The organism is Bradyrhizobium sp. SZCCHNR1002 (assembly GCF_032381435.1).
Classification (GTDB): Bacteria; Pseudomonadota; Alphaproteobacteria; order Rhizobiales; family Xanthobacteraceae; genus Bradyrhizobium; species Bradyrhizobium aeschynomenes.
This window is the reverse complement of sequence record NZ_JAUHIS010000008.1, coordinates 204,091-223,282: the sequence shown is the minus strand read 5'-3', so window position 1 is coordinate 223,282 and position 19,192 is coordinate 204,091. Positions and strand designations below refer to the sequence as shown.

The following is a 19,192-nucleotide window of genomic DNA, read 5'->3' as shown; positions in this document are numbered from 1 at the left end:
GTATGGGTCCCGGGTCGGCGCCCCGCCGGCGCTTCGCGCCGTCAGGGCTTGCCCGGGACGACGGCGGAATATGACGCGGCCGACGCGCGCTCCGCGACCACCGATTTGCGTGGGGAACGCGCGGGATTCTGGCGTTCCGAGGGTGTCAATCCCCGCCAAATTCCCTACATTGCCGCCATGCCCAAAGCTCCCCAGAAAGCCGCCGTCTCGCCCGCCGCCCCTGCGCCTGCCGCCAAGAGCGCGGCCAAAGGGGACCATGTGTTCCTGGTCGACGGTTCGTCCTACATCTTCCGCGCCTATCACGCGCTGCCGCCGCTGAACCGCAAGTCCGATGGGCTGCAGGTCAATGCCGTGCTCGGCTTCTGCAACATGCTGTGGAAGCTGCTGCGCGACATGCCGGAGACCGACCGGCCGACGCATCTGGCGATCGTGTTCGACAAGTCCGAGGTCACCTTCCGCAACAAGATCTATGCCGACTACAAGGCGCACCGGCCACCGGCGCCCGATGACCTGATCCCGCAATTCGCGCTGATCCGCGAGGCCGTGCACGCGTTCGACCTGCCGTGCCTGGAGCAGGCCGGCTACGAGGCCGACGATCTGATCGCGACCTACGCGCGGCTGGCCTGCGAACGCGGCGCCACCACCACCATCGTGTCGTCCGACAAGGACCTGATGCAGCTCGTCAACGACTGCGTCACGATGTACGACACCATGAAGGACCGCCGCATCGGCACCGCCGAGGTGGTCGAGAAGTTCGGCGTGCCGCCGGAGAAGGTGGTCGAGGTCCAGGCGCTGGCCGGCGATTCCACCGACAACGTGCCGGGCGTGCCGGGCATCGGCATCAAGACCGCGGCGCAGCTGATCAATGACTATGGCGATCTCGAAAGCCTGCTGACGCGCGCATCCGAGATCAAGCAGCCGAAGCGGCGCGAGGCGCTGATCGAAAACGCCGAGAAGGCGCGGATCTCGCGCCAGCTGGTGCTGCTCGACGACAAGGTTGACCTCGAGGTGCCGCTCGACGACCTCGCCGTGCACGAGCCCGATCCGCGCAAGCTGATCGCCTTCCTCAAGGCGATGGAGTTCTCCACGCTGACGCGGCGCGTCGCGGAGTACTCGCAGATCGATCCGGCCGACGTGACGGCGGACGCGCAGTTGAAGAGCGGGGCAGTCGCGGCCGCGGCCCCCGCCCAGCCCTCCTCCACAAGCGGGGGAGCGAGCGCACCGAGCAAGCCGGCGGCTGCGCCGAGAACCGGCGACTTGCGGACAGACAAGTCGGCGATGAGCAAGGGCACGCCCGCCGGTCTCGCCGAGACACGGGCGGAGTCGGCGAAGAGCGCCCGCATCGATCGCGACAAATATCAGACGCTGCGGTCCCTGCCCGAGCTGAAGGCCTGGCTGGCACGCGCACATGATTTCGGCCGGATCACCATCGAGGTGAAGGCCAGCTCGATCGATCCGATGCAGGCGAGCCTGTGCGGCTTGGCCCTGGCCCTGGCGCCGAACGAGGCTTGCTACATCCCGCTGGCGCACCGCCAGGCCGGCGATGGCGGCGGCCTGTTCGATGCCGGGCTGGCACCGGACCAGATCAAGGAGAGCGAGGCGCTCGCGGCGCTGAAGCCGGTCCTCGAATCCGCCGGGCTGCTCAAGATCGGCTACAACATCAAGTTCATCGCCGTGCTGCTGGCGCAGCACGGCATCACACTTGCGAACGTCGACGACATCCTGCTGATGAGCTACGCGCTCGACGCCGGACGCGGCTCGCACAAGCTGGACTCGCTGGCCGAGCACGTGCTCGCCCATGCCTTGCTCAGTGAAAGCGAGCTGATCGGCAGCGGCAAGAACAAGCTGACCTTCGAGCAGGTCGCGATCGACCGCGCCACGGCACATGCGGCGGAGGCTGCCGACGTCATCCACCGCGTCTGGCGGGTGCTGAAGCCGCGCCTCGTGGCCGAGCGCATGACCGCAGTCTACGAGACGCTGGAGCGGCCGCTGGTCTCGGTGCTCGCGCGGATGGAGCGGCGCGGCATCTCGATCGACCGCCAGGTCCTCTCGCGGCTGTCCGGCGACTTTGCCCAGACCGCGGCGCGGGTCGAGGCCGAGCTGCAGGAGCTGGCCGGCGAGCCGATCAATGTCGGCAGTCCCAAGCAGATCGGCGACATTCTGTTCGGCAAGATGGGTCTGTCCGGCGGCACCAAGACCAAGACCGGCGCGTGGTCGACCTCCGCCTCCATTCTCGACGACCTCGCCGAGCAGGGCAATGATTTCGCGCGCAAGATCCTGGAATGGCGCCAGGTCTCGAAGCTGAAATCGACCTATACGGACGCGCTGCCGACCTACGTCAATCCGCAGACGCATCGGGTGCACACCACCTACGCGCTGGCCGCGACCACCACCGGCCGGCTTTCGTCGAACGAGCCGAATTTGCAGAACATTCCGGTGCGCACCGAGGACGGCCGCAAGATCCGCCGCGCCTTCATCGCCACGCCCGGGCACAAGCTGGTCTCGGCGGACTATTCGCAGATCGAGCTGCGGCTGCTCGCGGAGATCGCCGACATCCCGGTGCTGAAGCAGGCGTTCAAGGACGGGCTCGACATTCACGCGATGACGGCCTCCGAGATGTTCGGCGTGCCGATCAAGGACATGCCGAGCGAGGTGCGCCGCCGCGCCAAGGCGATCAATTTCGGCATCATCTACGGCATCTCGGCGTTCGGCCTCGCCAACCAGCTCGGCATCGCCCGCGAGGAGGCCTCGGCCTATATCAAGCGCTATTTCGAGCGCTTCCCGGGCATCCGCGACTACATGGACGCGACGCGCGAGTTCTGCCGCAAGAACGGCTATGTCGTCACGCTGTTCGGCCGCAAGTGCCACTATCCTGAGATCAAGGCGTCCAACGCCTCGGTGCGCGCCTTCAACGAACGCGCCGCGATCAACGCGCGGCTGCAGGGCACGGCGGCCGACATCATCCGCCGCGCCATGACGCGCGTCGAGGACGCGCTGGCTGCGAAGAAGTTGTCGGCTCAGATGCTGCTGCAGGTGCACGACGAACTGATCTTCGAGGTTCCGGAGGACGAGGTCGCCGCGACCTTGCCTGTGGTGCAGCACGTCATGCAGGACGCCCCCTTCCCGGCGGTGCTGCTGTCGGTGCCGCTGCAGGTCGACGCGCGTGCTGCCGACAATTGGGACGAGGCGCATTGAGCTGATTGCGCTACTCCTTCCGACGTTGTTGACATTTGGTCGAGGCCCGATCGCATCGCCAACCACTTCCGTCGTCCCGGCCTCGAGCCGGGACCCATACCCCCAGGGAGCGGTTCGAGGCACTCTGGTCATTGGCCTTCTGCCCAAAACGACCGCCGCGGAGTATGGGTCCCGGATCGGCGCCGTGCCGCGCTGTCGCGCGTCACGGCTTGTCCGGGACGACGGCGGAGTGAGTGGGCGCATTCACGGTTCAAACAGCTAAGGACATGAAGGGCACGGCTTCGCTGTCTCGCGGCACATCATGCCCGAGGCTTGCGATCAGTCCGCCCCTGCAAATAGTGCAAAGGGCGCAGGGAAGGCCGGACCTCGACTGAGGCCCGTGGCCCGCCTGCTCAAAAAAATGCAGGCGGCAGGTACCACAGGTTCAGCCGGACAGACCCGGCCCTCCCTGCACGATGGGTTTAACGGCTGCTCCGTGCTCTCCCCGGGGACCGGGCTTTCTTGCCCCCGTCGCCCTCGCGACACGTCATGTCACTGATCATGTCACAACGGACTTAGCGCCAGCATCGGGGCGCCAGGACCACACGGCTTGACCGTCCGCGAGCTGTCCATCGTCCAGCGCATGAGCACCCGACAGACCCGCGGCCACCGCTCCCCGCCTCAACGTATCGTGACGACGCGTACGCCCCTCTGCATGAGGGCGGGATGCGCGGAGTAGAGCATGATTTCTGAAAAATAGCAATCGAAATCTTCGAAGGATGTCGGATAGCATCGTCTCGTGCGGGTATGGCTCACCGATCGAGGCCGCGCGGCCCGCAGCGGCTTTACCTGTCGTTAGGCACGATGGCATCGTCGCCTGATCATCCGGACCGGTGGTAACGCGGCATGCAGCCGTGTCCGGCCAAAATTCGAGGGGCACCGCGCGCGAGCGATCACGTGGGCCACCCATTCATGCCACGATCATGCCGATGCCGCCAAACACCTCGACCCCGCACAGCTCCATGACCGCGATCGCATCCGCAGCTCACCCCGCGACGCGTGACCGGCGCGCGATCCTGATCGGCCTCGTCGCGCTCGTGCTCTACAACGGCGCGTATCTCATCAGCTGGGTGCTGTCGTCGCCGCAGCCGGCATTCGGCGACTTTTTCGGGCTGTGGTCGTTCGGCAAATACGCGGCACTCGCAGGCGCCGGGATCTACGATCCCATCGCGCTCGCCAACTACCAGCAGACGCTCGATCCTACGCTCGGCGCCGGCGGCTTTCCCTATCCCTATCCGCCGACCTTCCTGCTGGTGATGATCCCGCTGGGCATGCTGGCACTGCCCGTCGCTTATGCCTGCTGGATCTCGGTCACGTTCGTGCTCTATGGACTTGCCACGCTGGGTCGTGACTGGCGCTCGCTGGCCGGCCTCGCGCTGCTCGCTGCGCCGACGACCCTGATCAACGCAATCACCGGCCAGAACGGCTTTCTCTCCGCGGCGCTGATGATCGGCGGATTGCGGCTGCTCGCGAGCCATCCGGTCGTCGCAGGCGGCCTGCTCGGCCTGCTCGCCTACAAGCCGCAATTCGTGCTGCTGATGCCGGTCGTGCTGCTGGCCTCGCGCAATTGGCACGCGATCCTTTCCGCGATCGTCACGACGATGATCGTCGTGATCGTCACCAGCGCTGCGCTCGATCCTTGGATCTGGCCGCAATGGATCGCGAGATTTCCAGACTATCAGGCGCAGCTCGGGGCCAACCAGGCCAGCCTCGATCACATGATGCCGACGGTCATCGCCGGCCTGCACACATTCGGCGCGCCGCCGACCGTTGGCCTCATGATCCAGCTGTTGCTGTCCTGCTCAATCGTCGCGCTGGTGTGGAAGGCCTGCCGGCGCGGCATGACGGAGCAGGCGATCGCGCTGGTCGCGGTCGGCAGCATCGTCGTCACGCCCTATGCGATGATCTACGACATGCCGATGGTCGCAGCGGGGATCGCGATCCATTGGAAGGCGCGGGTCGATGCGGGTGAGCCGATCGCTCCGCTGGAGATCGGTCTGGTGATCGCATTGGGGGCCTGCCTGCTGGCGATGATCACACACAGCCTGCCGCTCATGGCCGCATTGCTGCTGGTGCTGCTGGTGCTGAGCATCGCCGGCGTGTTCGACCGCGCGGGCCGCAAGGTGCCCGAACTCGACGTCGCGCCGCCCGCAGCCGGCTGATTGCTCTCGGTGCAATTGATCGGATGACGGTGAGCGATCGGCTGCGCTAAGCATCGACCGGCAATCCTCTTCGTCGGGCCGGTCATGCCGCACACCTCATCCCTGCTTGCCTTCGCGCTCGTCTCTTTCGGCATGGTGCTGACACCCGGGCCGAACATGATCTACTTGATTTCACGCTCGATCACGCAGGGCCACGCCGCCGGGCTGGTCTCGCTCGGCGGCGTCGCCGTGGGCTTCCTGGTCTACATGCTGGCCGCGGCGTTCGGCATCACCGCGCTGCTGTTCGCCGTGCCGTTCGCCTATGACGCGCTGCGCCTCGCCGGCGCGGCCTACCTGCTGTATCTGGCGTGGCAGGCGGTGAAGCCCGGCGGACGCTCGCCCTTCCAGGTGCGGAAGCTCGCCATCGACAGTCCGCGCCGGCTGTTCCTGATGGGGCTCGTCACCAACCTGCTGAACCCGAAGATCGCGATGCTGTATCTGGCGCTGCTGCCGCAGTTCATCGATCCGGCCGCCGGCAGCGTGTTGACGCAGTCGGTCGTGCTCGGCGCGATCCAGATCGTGATCAGCGTCAGCATCAACGCGGTCATCGCGATGGCCGCGGGATCGATCGCGCTGTTCCTGGCGACACGGCCGACCTGGACGCTGGTGCAGCGCTATCTGATGGGCACGGTGCTCGCCGGCCTCGCGGTGCGCATGGCGCTGGAGGCGCGGCGGGGTTAGCGGTTCTCGCCAGCGAGCTAGCCCCCTGCCGGCTTGTCGGCCCCCTCTCAACCCTCACCCTGAGGAGCACGCCGCAGGCAGGCGTCTCAAAGGGCGAGGCCCCAGTGTGGCCTCATGGTTCGAGACGCGCCGCAACCGCGGCGCTCCATACGATAAGGGTCTGGAAGAGAGGGTGGCGCTGGGCTTTGCCCTCAATCCAGCTTCGTCTCCATGCCGCGCTTGACGGCAGGGCGGACCATCAGCGCGTCGTACCAGCGCTTGACGTTCGGAAAGTCGGCGAGGTCGACCTTGTGGCGCGGATGGCGCCAGGCCCAGCCGAGGATGGCGAAATCGGCGATCGACAGCGCGCCGGCCACGAATTCGTGGGCGGCGAGGCGGCGGTCGAGCACGCCATAGAGCCTGACCGTCTCGGCCATGTAGCGCTTCAGGCCGTAGGCGCGGTCCTGCTCGTTCTCCAGCGCGATGAAATGATGCACCTGGCCGGGCATCGGGCCGAAGCCGCCCATCTGCCACATCAGCCATTCATAGACCGGCACCCGCTCGGCGAGGGATTTCGGCAGGAACCGGCCGGTCTTCTCCGCCAGATAGAGCAGGATGGCACCGGATTCGAACACGCTGACCGGCCTGCCCTCGGGCCCCTCGGGATCGACGATCGCCGGGATCTTGTTGTTGGGGCTGATCGCGAGAAACTCCGGCGCCATCTGGGCGCCCTTGGTGATGTCGACCGGGATGACGCGGTAGGGCAGCCCCATCTCCTCCAGCGCGACCGAGATCTTGCGGCCGTTGGGGGTATTCCAGGTGTGCAGCTCGATCGTCATGGCGGGGCGTCCTTCCGAATGTCCTTGCTTGGTCCGTCGCTTCCCATTAGCTCGAAACTGCGCGGCGTTCCAAACGTACCGTTGTTGATGGGACATCCTGGCGGCTGGCCTCGGCCGTCCGAGCCCGATAGATTGCGCCACCCGAGAATCCATCCAAGAATCGACCCTCAGGGGAAAACGCCGTGTCCAAATCCGCCTCCCGCGCCCGCCTCCTCGAGATCATCCGCAGGCGCTCGTTCGGCCGTGGCGAGGTCACGTTGGCCTCCGGCCGCAAGAGCGATTTCTACTTCAACCTGAAGCCGACCATGATGGACCCGGAGGGCGCCACCCTGCTCGCCGAGCTGACCTATGAGGCGCTGAAGGACGAAGGCTACGACTATATCGGCGGGCTGGAGATGGGCGCCGTGCCGCTGGCCGGCGCGATTGCGCAGATCTCCTGGATCAAGGGCCATCCGATCGCCGCCTTCTTCGTGCGCAAGAAGCCGAAGGAGCATGGCGCCAAGCTCGCCATCGAGGGCCTGGCCCGCGATGAGACCCTGGCCGGAAAACGCATCGTGGTGGTCGAGGACGTCACCACGACCGGCGGCTCGGCGATGAAGGCGGTGGAGGCCCTGCGCGAGGCCGGCGCCGAAGTCTCGCTGGTGTTCACGATGGTCGACCGCGAGGAAGGTGCCGCCGAGGCGTTCGCCGAAGCCGGCCTGCCGTTCCAGGCGCTGTACAAGGCACGCGAGTTCCTCTGACAATTGCTCGCGAGCCGACTTTCGCGCCTCGCGCACACCGCTCATTTACCAACGGCCGTTAAGGTTACCGCAAAGCTGATGGCGCGATGCCGTGGGCATCGCCCATTCGATCGCACATGATCGAATCGACTCGGGGCATGCGGCGCCCGGGCCGGGCTTTGCGGCGATTATCTTGGCATGGGAGTGGGCGTTGCGTAGCGTTTTGTCGTTTCGGCTGACGTCCCGCCGTGTGGCGGTCGCGACCAGCATCGGCGTGGCCGTCGCGTTCGCGCTGGCGCCGCAGATGGCGTCGGCCCAGGGCCTGTTCGATTTCCTGTTCAGTGGCTTCAACAAGCCGGCCTCGCAGCGGCCGGCGCAGCAGGGCGGCTTCTTCGCCGATCCGTTCGGCACCAATCCGCAAGGCCCGCCGCAGCCACGTGTCGCCTCCGGATCGGGCGCGGCGTTCTGCGTGCGCACCTGCGACGGGCGCTATTTCCCGCTGACCCGCGGCCTCGCCACGCCGGCGCAGATGTGCCAGGCGTTCTGCCCGGCCAGCCCGACCAAGATCTATTACGGCTCCAACATCGACTATGCGACGGCGGCCAATGGCGAGCGCTATGCCGACAGCGAGACCGCGTTCGCCTATCGCCAGGCGCTGCGCGCCGACTGCACCTGCAACGGCCGCGACCCGGCCGGGCTGGCACCGGTCGACCTCTCGCTCGACACCTCGCTGCGGCCCGGCGACATCGTCGCCACGGCCGACGGACTGGTGGCCTATTCGGGCAGCCGCGGCAGCGGCGGGCAGCCAGCCGATTTCAAGCCGGTCGCGTCCTATCCGGGACTGAACTCCGATACGCGGGCGCGGCTGAGCGAGATGAAGGTGGCGCCGGTGCGCGCGGAGATGCTGGCCGCCGATGCGTTGGCCGCCATGCCGCCGCCCGAGGCCCATGCCGGCAATGTCAGCGTCGCGCCGCCGATGACCATCGCCCCGAAGCCGGGCCGCGCCAAACGCGCAGATGTGGACTGAGCTTTAGCCCTCGTCGTTCCGGCTAGCGCCCGACGATCACGCCGATCACGTTCGGCGCCTCGAGATATTTCTCCTCGATCGCCGCGCGCGTGGCGGCACGGTTGTCCGGCGTCAGCAGGCCGCGCTTCTCGGCCAGGATCATCCAGCAGAAGCCCCACCAGTCGCTCAGCATGCCCTCGTCGTCGACCAGGTCGTAGCCCTGCTCGGCGGCGAAGATGCGCGCCCGCGCCTCGTCGAGCCCATCGAGGAAGGTGTGGTCGGTGGCCGAGAACAAATCGTCAGAAATGTCGTCCGTGGTGTAGCCCCACACCGACATGCACACCGCGTTGAACGCGCGGTCGATCTGGTCGTCGTCGACGGCCCGCCGCCGCGCCGTCTTGTGCAGCCGCGTCAGGCTGCGCGCAAAATCGGCGATGCGGGTCAGGGCCAGGGGATCGAAGGCGGTGTTGGACATGGTGTCCTCACGAGATGCACTGATGCCGGAGCTTTGGGTGTCGGGCGGATCGAATCGCAATGAGGATAAACGATCGCTTGCTAAATTGTTCTTAATTTGTTCTAGTCGAAAAATAAAGCCAATTTTCGTCGTCCCGGCCTCCGAGCCGGGACCCATACCCACCACAGCCGCTTGGTTGGCACGGACCGATGAGCGCACAGGCCGCATGGACGGTCTACATTCTTGCCAGCGGGCATCACGGCACGCTGTACATCGGCATCACCAATGATGTCAGAAAGCGCCTGGAAGATCACCGTGCCGGGCGAGGCTCCAAGTTCGTCAGCAAGTATAAGGTTTTTCGCCTAGTTTACGTCGAGAGCTCTCGCAAGTCCGCTCGAGGCGATCGCTCGCGAAAATCAGCTGAAGAACTGGCACCGAGACTGGAAGGTCGAGCTGATTGAAAGGGAAAACCCCGATTGGAGTGACCTGTCGGGCCTTATCTTCGGCCGGTGAGTCTGGATCCCGGCTTACGCCGGGATGACGATGTGGAGGGTCCTTCAGCCTCACTACGGATTTGCGCCGCTCTGGCGCGTTCCACGACCGGAACCCGGCCCGAACTTTGCATCTTTTTCCATCACCTTGCTGTGCGGACCAGCCTTTCCCCGGGTTTCGGACCGCGCGCAACCATCGTATGCTTTTACCGGTTCCTCGTAGCATCACAGGTTTCAAGGTGACAGATCAGCCGTCCCAGCGCAGCTTCGTAAGCACCGGCCAGCCCGTCGACGAATTGGCCGTCGCCGAGATCAAGAGCGACATCCTGGCCAAGCTTCGCCTCACCATCGGCAAGGAAGCGAGCCAGGCGACGCAGCAGGACTGGTATCACGCCGCGGCGCTGACCTTGCGCGACCGCATCGTGCATCGCTGGCTGACGGCGGACAAGGAGAGCTACGACGCCGGCCGCAAGCGGGTCTATTACCTCAGCCTCGAATTCCTGATCGGCCGGCTGTTCACCGACGCCCTCAACAACATGGGCCTGATGAAGGTGTTCGAGACCGCGCTCGGCGATCTCGGCGTCGGCCTGATGGACCTGCGCAAATGCGAGCCGGATGCCGCGCTCGGCAATGGCGGCCTGGGACGGCTGGCGGCCTGCTTCATGGAGAGCATGTCGACCTTGCAGATCCCGGCGATCGGCTATGGCATTCGCTACGATTTCGGCCTGTTCCGCCAGGTCATCGTCGACGGCTGGCAGCACGAATATCCCGACGTCTGGCTGTCGTTCGGCAATCCCTGGGAATTCCAGCGCCCGGAGGTGGTCTATCACGTCCATTTCGGCGGCGGCGTCGAGCATGTCGACGACAAGGGCCGCGACCGCGCGATCTGGCATCCCGGCGAGACCGTGCAGGCGGTCGCCTATGACACGCCGATCGTCGGGTGGCGCGGCCAGCATGTGAATGCGCTGCGGCTGTGGTCGGCGCGCTCGCCCGATCCGCTCAAGCTCGACGTGTTCAACTCCGGCGACTATCTCGGCGCATCCGCCGAAGAAGCGCGCGCGGAGGCGATCTGCAAGTTCCTGTATCCGAACGACGAGAGCCCGGCGGGACGCGAGCTGCGGCTGCGCCAGGAATACTTCTTCGTCTCGGCCTCGCTGCAGGATCTCGTCAAACGCCATCTCGGCTCCGACGGCCAGTTGCGCAGCCTGGCGCAGAAGGCCGCGGTGCAGCTCAACGACACGCATCCCTCGCTCGCGGTCGCCGAGCTGATGCGCATCCTCGTCGACCTGCACAATTTCCGCTGGGACGAGGCCTGGAAGATCACCATCGCCACCCTGTCCTACACCAACCACACGCTGCTGCCAGAGGCGCTGGAGACCTGGCCGGTCGAGCTGTTCGAGCGGCTGCTGCCGCGGCATCTCGAGATCATCTACCGCATCAATGCGCAGCATCTCGCGCTCGCCGAGCAGCGCGCGCCGGGTGACATCGACTACCGCGCCTCGGTGTCCCTGATCGACGAGAAGAGCGGCCGCCGCGTGCGCATGGGCCAGCTCGCCTTCGTCGGCTCGCACCGCATCAACGGCGTCTCGGCGATGCATTCCGACCTGATGAAGGAGACCGTGTTCCACGATCTCAATCATCTCTATCCCGGCCGCATCACCAACAAGACCAACGGCATCACCTTCCGGCGCTGGCTGACCCTCGCCAACCCGAAGCTGACGAGCCTGCTGTGCGAGGCCTGCGGCGACGCCATCGTCGATGATCCGACCTTGCTGACGAGCCTGGAGAGCTACGTCGCGGACTCCGGCTTCCACCAGAAGTTCCGCGCGGTGAAGCACCACAACAAGGTGCAGCTGGCACGCCTGATCGGCGAGCGCATGAACGTGCGGCTCGACCCGGGCGCGCTGTTCGACGTGCAGATCAAGCGCATCCATGAATACAAGCGCCAGCTGCTCAACATTCTCGAAGCGGTGGCGCTGTATCTGGACATCAAGGATGACCCGCAAGGAAACTGGGTGCCGCGGGTGAAGATCTTCGCTGGCAAGGCGGCGGCGAGCTACCGCTATGCCAAGCTCATCATCAAGCTGATCAACGACGTCGCCGAGGTAGTCAACAACGATCAGGCCATCGGCGGCAAGCTCAAGGTCGTGTTCCTTGCCGACTACAATGTCAGCCTGGCGGAAACGATCATTCCCGCAGCCGATCTGTCCGAGCAGATCTCCACCGCGGGCATGGAGGCGTCCGGCACCGGCAACATGAAGCTGGCGCTGAACGGCGCGATCACCATCGGCACGCTGGACGGCGCCAACATCGAGATCCGCGACAATGTCGGGGTCGACAACATCGCGATCTTCGGCATGGAGGCCGGCGACGTCATGCTCCGCCGCCAGCAGGGCCTCGACGCCACCGACATCATCCGCCGCTCGCCGCGGCTGGCCCGCGCGATCGATGCGATCGCCTCCGGGCTGTTCTCGCCGGGCGAGCCGGGCCGGTTCGAGCCGATCGCGCACGCGCTGCGCCATCTCGACCACTACATGGTCTCGGCCGATTTCGATTCCTATTACGACGCCCAGCGCGGCGTCGATGCGCGCTGGCAGACGACGCCGGCCTGGACCCGCGCCTCGATCCTCAACGTCGCCCGCATGGCGTGGTTCTCCTCCGACCGCACCATCCGCGAATATGCCGACGACATCTGGAACGTGCCGGTCGGCCCGGTCGTGACGGCACCGGCGCATGCGCAGCGCGCGTGAGGGGTCGTCGCGCTTCGTCAACGACCCGTGACGTCATTGCCGACGCCGCCGATTGCCTTTGACCTGACGAGCATCATACGATGATCGTCAGGAGGACTGCATGACCGAGACGTCGCCAACTCACCCGTTCGACGAGGCCACCCGCGTCACCGCCGGCGACAGCCGGTGGCAGGCCCGGACCAGCCCGGACTACTGGGCCTTCGTCGGCCCGTTCGGCGGCGTCACCGCGGCGACCGTGCTGCGCGCGCTGATCGAGCATCCGCAAGTCTTGGGCGACCCGCTGGCGGTCACCGTGAACTACTGCGCGCCGATTGCGGAAGGGCCGTTCGATCTCGACGTGCGGCTGGTGAAAGCGAACCGCTCGTCGCAGCATTGGTGCGTCGAGTTGAGCCAGGGCGATGCCGATGCGGCGACATTGGCGACCGCGGTGTTTGCCGAGCGCCGGCCCTCCTGGTCGCATCAGCCGGCTGTCAAGCCGGACGCGCCGCCATTCGACCAGGTCAAGCGCTATCCCGACGCCGGGATGTCCTGGACCAGACAATACGACTTTCGCTTCGTGGAAGGCCGACCGGAGTTCGGCAGTCCGTCAGACGCACCGCGCAGCGCCTATTCCCGGCTGTGGATCTCCGACCGCAAGCCGCGCAAGCTCGACTGCCTGTCGCTGCTGTCGATGTCGGATGCCTTCTTCGGCCGCGCGTTTCACGTCCGTGGCGAGCTGATCCCGTTCGGCACGGTGTCGCTGACCACCTATTTCCACGTCAGCAGGGAGGAATTAGCGGCCGAGGACATCACGCATGTGCTCGCGACGGCCGATGCCAAGGTGTTCAACCGCAGCTATCAGGACCAGCATGGCGAGCTGTGGTCGCCGTCGGGACGATTGCTCGCGACGACGACGCAGATCGCGTATTTCAAGGCGTGAGTTGCAGGGAGCCGCCAAGCAAAAGGTGTCGTCCCGGCCTCGAGCCGGGACCCATAACCACCATCCGTCGTTTGGCGAAGGCTGGAGCGGCCAGCATGCCTCATCACATCGCCCTGTGGTTATGGGTCCCGGCGCTCGCCGGGACGACGGCGGTGGGTGAGGTGCGACCCCGGCAGATCAAATCCATGCGTTGGCGGTAGGCCTGCGGAAGGCCGGACGGGTCGGCCGCAACGCGGCCGACCCGTCGCATGTGCAGCCCCTACTCCGCCGCCAGCTTCACGTCCGGCGCGGCGGCGCGGACATCGGCGTCGACCTGGGCTTCGAACTTGGCGAAGTTCTTCTGGAACATGCCGACCAGCGCGCGGGCGGTCTTGTCGAACTCGGCCTTGTCCTTCCAGGTGTTGACCGGATCGAGGATCTCGCTGGGCACGCCCGGCAAAGCGGTCGGCACCGCGAAGCCGAAATATTTGTCGGTGCGGAATTCGACATTACGGAGAGAGCCGTCGAGCGCGGCGGTCAGCAGCGCGCGCGTCACCTTGATCGGCATGCGCGAGCCCACGCCGTACTTGCCGCCGGTCCAGCCGGTGTTGACCAGCCAGCAATCGACATTGTGGTCGGCGATCAGCTGCCGCAGCATGTTGCCATAGACGGAAGGGTCGAGCGGCAGGAACGGCGAGCCGAAGCAGGTCGAGAACTCCGGCTGCGGCTCGTTGCCGAGGCCGCGCTCGGTGCCGGCGACCTTGGCGGTGTAGCCGGACAGGAAGTGATACATCGCCTGCGCCGGCGACAGCTTTGCGATCGGCGGCAGCACGCCGAAGGCGTCGGCAGCGAGCATCACCACGTTCTTCGGATGCGGCGCGCGGCCGGTGCGCGAGGCGTTCGGGATGTAGTCGAGCGGATAGGCCGAGCGGGTGTTCTCGGTCTTCGAGCCGTCGTCGAAATCGGGGACGCGGCTGTCCTCGTCGAGCACCACGTTCTCCAGCACGGCGCCGAATCGGGTCGACGCCGCGTAGATCTGCGGCTCGGCGTCCTGCGAGAGCTTGATGCATTTGGCGTAGCAGCCGCCCTCGAAATTGAACACGCCGGACGGACCCCAGCCATGCTCGTCATCGCCGATCAGCGTACGGTTCGGATCGGCCGACAGCGTCGTCTTGCCGGTGCCGGACAGACCGAAGAAGATCGCGGTGTCACCGTTCGGGCCGACATTGGCCGAGCAGTGCATCGGCATCACGCCGCGCTCGGGCAGATAGTAGTTGAGCGTCGTGAACACGCTCTTCTTCATCTCGCCGGCATAATACGACCCGCCGATCAGAACGATCTTGCGGGCGAAATCGATGGCGACGACGTTCTGCGAGCGCACGCCGTGACGCGAGGGGTCGGCGCGGAAGCTCGGCATGTCGATGATCGTCAGCTCCGGCACGAAGGTGTCGAGCTCGATCGTCTGCGGACGGATCAGAAGCGTGCGGATGAACAGCGAGTGCCAGGCGAGCTCGGTGAACACACGGGTCTTGATCCGGAAGCTCGGATCGGCGCCGCCATACAGATCCTGCGCGAACAGGGTCTTGCCCTCGGCGTGCTTGATGAAGTCCTGATACAGCGCCTCGAACTGCTCGGGCGTGATCGCCTGATTGCCGGCCCACCACATCTTTTCGGTGGAGGCGTCCCGCACCGTGAACTTGTCCTTCGGGCTGCGGCCGGTGAACTCGCCAGTATCCGCACACAGCGCCCCATCGGCAGACAGCACCGCCTCGCCCGCCGCCAGCGAATATTGATAGAGCTGGGGAGCGCCGAGATTCCAATGCAGCTGCTTGAGATTCTTTAAGCCGAACTTGTCGGCACCGAAGGCACCGTTGCGAATACCCGTCTCTTGCACGAAGATCCCTCCTGAGAGCCCGCATCAGTTGCGCGCAATTCGGCGCAGTGCGCGGTGACCGTTACCGTTTACATCGCCTTATCCAAGCGCGGTCGCCGACCTAATAATGATCAACGCCGGTCTTGCCAAGACGATCCGACTGAATTGGTTATTGCCAAAGGCTGATGCACGTAGCTCATTTCTGGCGCGCACCTGCTTATCGGAGCGGCACACCGCCGATCCCGCACTCATGCTGCAACGCAACAGATATATCAGCGCACTTCGGTTTCGCCGAGAAGCACGAATGGCGCCCAAACTGAAGGATTCGCGTTGGCCGGCGAAGACCGATCGTCGAGCAAGTCCAGCATGGCCTGCCGCAGCGCCTCGCTGCGCCCCATGGCCGGACGGTCCTTGAGCCGGCGGAATGTATCGCTCATCAGCCGTGTCGCCGCGGCCGAATCGACCGCCCAATGCGTCACCAGCAGGGCGCGCGCACCTGCGTAGAAGAAGGCCCGGGCGAGGCCCGACAACGCTTCCGCGCCCGGCCGGTCGCCTGCAATCGTGTTGCAGGCCGACAGCACGACGAACTCCGCATTGAGCTTCAGCTGCGCAACCTCGCTGGCCGTGAGCAGGCCGTCGTCCAACGCCGACGGCACGGCAGGCAGGCTCAGTGCCAGCGACGGCTCGGCGATCCCCTTGACGTCCCCGGCCACGAGACCATGCGTCGCGAAATAGACGATCCGGTAGTCCGAAAGCGATGCACGCTTCACCGTGGTCTCGCTGGCGTTGCTGCCGAGGTGAACGTCGGCGGATGCCACGCCGAGATCGCCCGCCACGGCCCTGAGCTCATCGGCCGTGTCCGGCAGTTGCGGGAGAGCGCGCGCGAGCTGGGCACGGTCGACCCCGGCACCGCGCCAGAAATCGGTGTAGGCGAGCGTTGCGATGCTGCGCGCGGCCTGCTTGCCGGCGCTGCCGCGAGAGGTGCCCGCCAGCGATGGATCGAAGACGGGGTCGCCGAAGCCGATCATCGGCCTGCTGCCGCGGTCGCCGCGGGGCGTGCCGCGCAGCGCCTTGAGGCTGCCGAGTGACGGCAGCACCGCCACCGCGTGCCGCCGCAACAGCCACGCCGCATCGCGGTAACCGGTCACAGCAGCGGGATTGTCCGCGGCCGACGGCTCAGTCACGAGCAGATGGAACGGCAGCGCGGTCAGCGCACCCGCCGGTACGATCAGCAGGCTGCGCTTGTCCGCCGTCAGCGCTTCGACCGGCGCGAGCAGCACGGTGTAGAGCTCGGCAGCCACGGCAAGGTCGAACGCCGCGCCTTCCGCCGCAGCGCCGGGCGCAAGACCGCGGCGAAATCGCATGACATCGCGCGCGAGCGCGTCGGCGCCGCGCGGGATCTGCCGCCAGTCGAAGCGGTCGCGCGTGATCGCCAGGACGAAAGCACCCTGCTCCATGATTGCGAACGCGACCAGCGCCTCATCCTCCGCGAGCAGCGGCCGGATGTCGGCGAGCCTGAGCGGCAACGGATTCGACAGCGCCGCAAAGTCCGGAAACTCCCTTGCCAGCATGGCGCGCAGACCGGCGCGCTCCGCCGCAACCGTTGCAAGGCGCGCCTTGTCGCGCTTCTCGGCTGCAAGATCGCGCTGTCCGGCCGGGCGCGATACCGCGGCGATCACGTTTCTATCGAGCGTCTCGGTCTCGGCGGCGAGATCCTGATCCTTGCGCACCAGCTCGGCGAGTTTGTCATTGCCGGCGGCGAGACGGACGGCGAGCTTGTCGACCGCCGCGGCAGCCTGCGATTGCGCGCCGCGCTGGATCACATCGATCGCATCGTCAAACGCCTTCTCCGCAGGCAGCGCGCCCGCGCGGCCCGCCGCAAACAGCACGTGGAGCGCCACCTTCGGCTGGGCCTGTCCGCGGTCAACGGCCCGCGCGACCAGCGGCAGCGCGTCCGGAATCCGCCCCGCGGACTGGTACAGCCCCGCAAGATTGTTCAGCGCCGTGACGGCATCAGGGTGATTCGGCCCCAGCGCGCGCTCACGGATCGCGAGCGCGCGAGCAAACAGCGGCTCGGCCTCGTCATAGCGCTGCTGCCGCTGCTTCAGATCGGCAAGATTGTTCAGCGAGCGAGCGACATCGGGATGATCGGCGCCGAGCAACTTGTCGCGAATGGCGAGGGACTGCCGGATCAGCGGCTCGGCCTGGTCGAAGCGCCCGTCGCTCTTGGTAAGCTGGCCGAGATTGTTGAGCAGGGTGGCAACCGGAGCGCTGTCGTTGCCGGCAGCCTTGCGGTAGATCGCCAACGCACGTTTGAACAGCGGCTCGGCGTCGGCATGGCGATCCTGGCGTTCGTAGAGCGTGGCGAGATTGTTGAGTGACTGGCCGACGTCGGGATGCGATGCACCAAGCCGCTTCTCGCGGATCGCCAGCGCGCGCACGAACAACGGCTCGGCCTCGGCATAGCGCTGCTGGCGCTGATACAGCGCCGCGAGATTGTTCAGCGCGGGCGCGATCTCGACGCTGTCGAGACCCAATGCGGTCTCGTACAGCGCCACCGCGCGCTTGTAGACCGGCTCCGACTCGGCATCGCGCCCGAGTGAGGCCAGCGCCTGGCCGAGATTGGTGAGGGCCGCGGCGAGATCGCGCTTGTTCGAGGTCGCCTCGAGCCGCGCCACCATTGCTTGCGCCAACGGCAGGGCCTCGCGGTATTTCCCGGCGCGGCTGAGCGCGATAATGCGCCCGCTCTCGGCGGCGAGATCAGTCTTCTGGGCGAGGGCTGATTGGCTGGACGCGCTTGCGAGCAGCACAGCTCCGACCGCGATCGCCACGCGTTTGCAGCCTCTCATCCCAGACCTCCGCCCATCACGGAGACTTAGTCGCGGCGCCACGGGTCCGCGTTCGACGCAAAGGAGAGACGCCCAGGAAATAGGAGCATACGATCGCAGCAATATCGGTGTCAGCTGTTCGAACTGACGCCGCCGCGGCAGCCGCTGCGCTCCCTCTCCCCGTTCTTACGGGGAGAGGGCTGGGGTGAGGGGCACCGCACGGGAGGTCTCGATGAAAGGGTTTGGCGGGGTCACGCAGCTGGAGCGGTTATGGAAAGCGGCTCTCCGGTAGATGCCGACGGCATTGGGGACATACCGTCTGAACGCGCTCTCCATTTAGAATCCCCGTGGCTGCCCCTCACCCCAACCCTCTCCCCGTGAAGAACGGGGAGAGGGAGCGCACCGCTTGCGAGGCGCGCAGATGCGATTCGACCGATCCACGCTCGAACTAATTATCGGCCTTCGAACTAGCTATCATTTCCTTCGAACTAACTATCAGTGCTTCGCCCGCGCCTCATCCGCAAGCCGCACCAGCATCTTGCGCAGACCGCCTGGCGTGGTGACGCGCTCGGGAAAATCCAGCCGCAACGTCCGGCCGCCGGCCATCAGGTCGAGCCCGTCGGGATCACAGCCGCTGCAGCGCCACTCCGCGGGCTCGGCGCCGAGCAGCTTCGTTGCATAGAGCCCCAGCGCGTCGCGATGATCTTCGTTCATGTGCTCGACGGCGCCCTGCTCGGCTGCGAGCAGCTCGGCGGCGTCGGAGATGTCGGTGAGAAACTGCTCGGGCTTGAGATCGACGATGCGGCCGAATCCTGCAACCAGATGCGTGCCTGCGGCGCGGATGACGAAGAACGAGAAATCGGCGAAATCGGCGTAGTCGCTCGCCGACGGATGCGCATTGAGATACCGACGACGCAGCGTCTCGCGATCCTCATCAGTCGCCTGCTCGGCTTTTCCCGACAGCATGATCCGCGCACCTTCGAGCGGATCACCCGGCGCACGTTCATCGAGCATCAGCGACACGCGCGAATCGGCAAGTACGTTCTTCGTGTGCACGGCGAGGCGCGAGATCAGGATGATCGGAGCACCATCGGCCGCGGTGGCGACATTCACCAGCGAGCAATAGGGATCACCTGAGCCGGTCATCAAGGTTGCGAGTGCACCCTGGCGGCTTCTTCGCAGCAGGGAACGCGTGACGCGGTTAGGGTTAAAGCTCGCAGGCATCGTCTTTCCCTCGTC

At 66.0% G+C, this 19,192-nt stretch carries 12 protein-coding genes and 1 pseudogene; 8 read left to right on the top strand and 5 right to left on the bottom strand.

The window, feature by feature from the left end; translation table 11 throughout:
- Window positions 1-177: 177 nt before the first annotated feature.
- The 3 genes from polA (at window position 178) to QX108_RS30225 (ending at window position 6,116) form a co-directional block, all read left to right on the top strand.
- Complete coding sequence (gene polA, locus QX108_RS30235; protein ID WP_315787104.1) at window positions 178-3,195, top strand: DNA polymerase I; 3,018 nt, start codon at window positions 178-180, stop codon at window positions 3,193-3,195.
- A gap of 1,001 nt (window positions 3,196-4,196) precedes the next feature.
- On the top strand, window positions 4,197-5,396 hold the full coding sequence (locus QX108_RS30230) for a glycosyltransferase family 87 protein (protein WP_315787102.1): 1,200 nt from the start codon (window positions 4,197-4,199) through the stop codon (window positions 5,394-5,396).
- An 84-nt stretch (window positions 5,397-5,480) separates the two neighbouring features.
- The gene (locus tag QX108_RS30225; protein WP_315787100.1) at window positions 5,481-6,116 is read left to right on the top strand and encodes a LysE family translocator; all 636 of its coding nucleotides are present in this window, start codon (window positions 5,481-5,483) and stop codon (window positions 6,114-6,116) included.
- A 191-nt stretch (window positions 6,117-6,307) separates the two neighbouring features.
- On the opposite strand, the gene QX108_RS30220 is transcribed toward QX108_RS30225, so the two are convergent.
- Window positions 6,308-6,934: a glutathione S-transferase family protein gene (locus tag QX108_RS30220; protein ID WP_315724191.1), complete on the bottom strand. Its 627-nt coding sequence runs from the start codon at window positions 6,932-6,934 to the stop codon at window positions 6,308-6,310.
- 182 nt (window positions 6,935-7,116) lie between these two features.
- On the opposite strand from QX108_RS30220, the gene pyrE reads away from it, so the two are divergent.
- Window positions 7,117-7,674, top strand: a complete 558-nt coding sequence (pyrE, locus tag QX108_RS30215) for an orotate phosphoribosyltransferase (protein ID WP_315724189.1) — start codon at window positions 7,117-7,119, stop codon at window positions 7,672-7,674.
- A gap of 190 nt (window positions 7,675-7,864) precedes the next feature.
- Window positions 7,865-8,680 (top strand): DUF2865 domain-containing protein, encoded by an 816-nt coding sequence (locus QX108_RS30210; RefSeq protein WP_315724188.1) that lies wholly within the window; start codon window positions 7,865-7,867, stop codon window positions 8,678-8,680.
- A 22-nt stretch (window positions 8,681-8,702) separates the two neighbouring features.
- Here QX108_RS30210 and QX108_RS30205 read toward each other — a convergent pair whose 3' ends face one another.
- Window positions 8,703-9,134 (bottom strand): hypothetical protein, encoded by a 432-nt coding sequence (locus QX108_RS30205; RefSeq protein WP_315787097.1) that lies wholly within the window; start codon window positions 9,132-9,134, stop codon window positions 8,703-8,705.
- Window positions 9,135-9,322: 188 nt separating this feature from the next.
- Here QX108_RS30205 and QX108_RS30200 point away from each other — a divergent pair.
- From QX108_RS30200 to QX108_RS30190, 3 genes and pseudogenes are all read left to right on the top strand, one after another.
- Window positions 9,323-9,626: pseudogene (locus tag QX108_RS30200) on the top strand (GIY-YIG nuclease family protein).
- Between the two features lie 217 nt (window positions 9,627-9,843).
- Window positions 9,844-12,354: a glycogen/starch/alpha-glucan phosphorylase gene (locus QX108_RS30195; protein ID WP_315787095.1), complete on the top strand. Its 2,511-nt coding sequence runs from the start codon at window positions 9,844-9,846 to the stop codon at window positions 12,352-12,354.
- A 100-nt stretch (window positions 12,355-12,454) separates the two neighbouring features.
- On the top strand, window positions 12,455-13,273 hold the full coding sequence (locus tag QX108_RS30190) for a thioesterase family protein (RefSeq protein ID WP_315787093.1): 819 nt from the start codon (window positions 12,455-12,457) through the stop codon (window positions 13,271-13,273).
- Between the two features lie 259 nt (window positions 13,274-13,532).
- On the opposite strand, the gene QX108_RS30185 is transcribed toward QX108_RS30190, so the two are convergent.
- From QX108_RS30185 to QX108_RS30175, 3 genes are all read right to left on the bottom strand, one after another.
- Window positions 13,533-15,146, bottom strand: coding sequence for a phosphoenolpyruvate carboxykinase (locus QX108_RS30185; RefSeq protein WP_315787091.1), 1,614 nt, complete (start codon window positions 15,144-15,146; stop codon window positions 13,533-13,535).
- A 251-nt stretch (window positions 15,147-15,397) separates the two neighbouring features.
- A complete protein-coding gene (locus QX108_RS30180; RefSeq protein WP_315787089.1) occupies window positions 15,398-17,974 on the bottom strand; it encodes a CHAT domain-containing tetratricopeptide repeat protein in 2,577 nt (858 codons plus the stop codon).
- Between the two features lie 474 nt (window positions 17,975-18,448).
- The gene (locus tag QX108_RS30175) at window positions 18,449-19,177 is read right to left on the bottom strand and encodes a HugZ family protein (RefSeq protein WP_315724175.1); all 729 of its coding nucleotides are present in this window, start codon (window positions 19,175-19,177) and stop codon (window positions 18,449-18,451) included.
- Window positions 19,178-19,192: the final 15 nt, after the last annotated feature.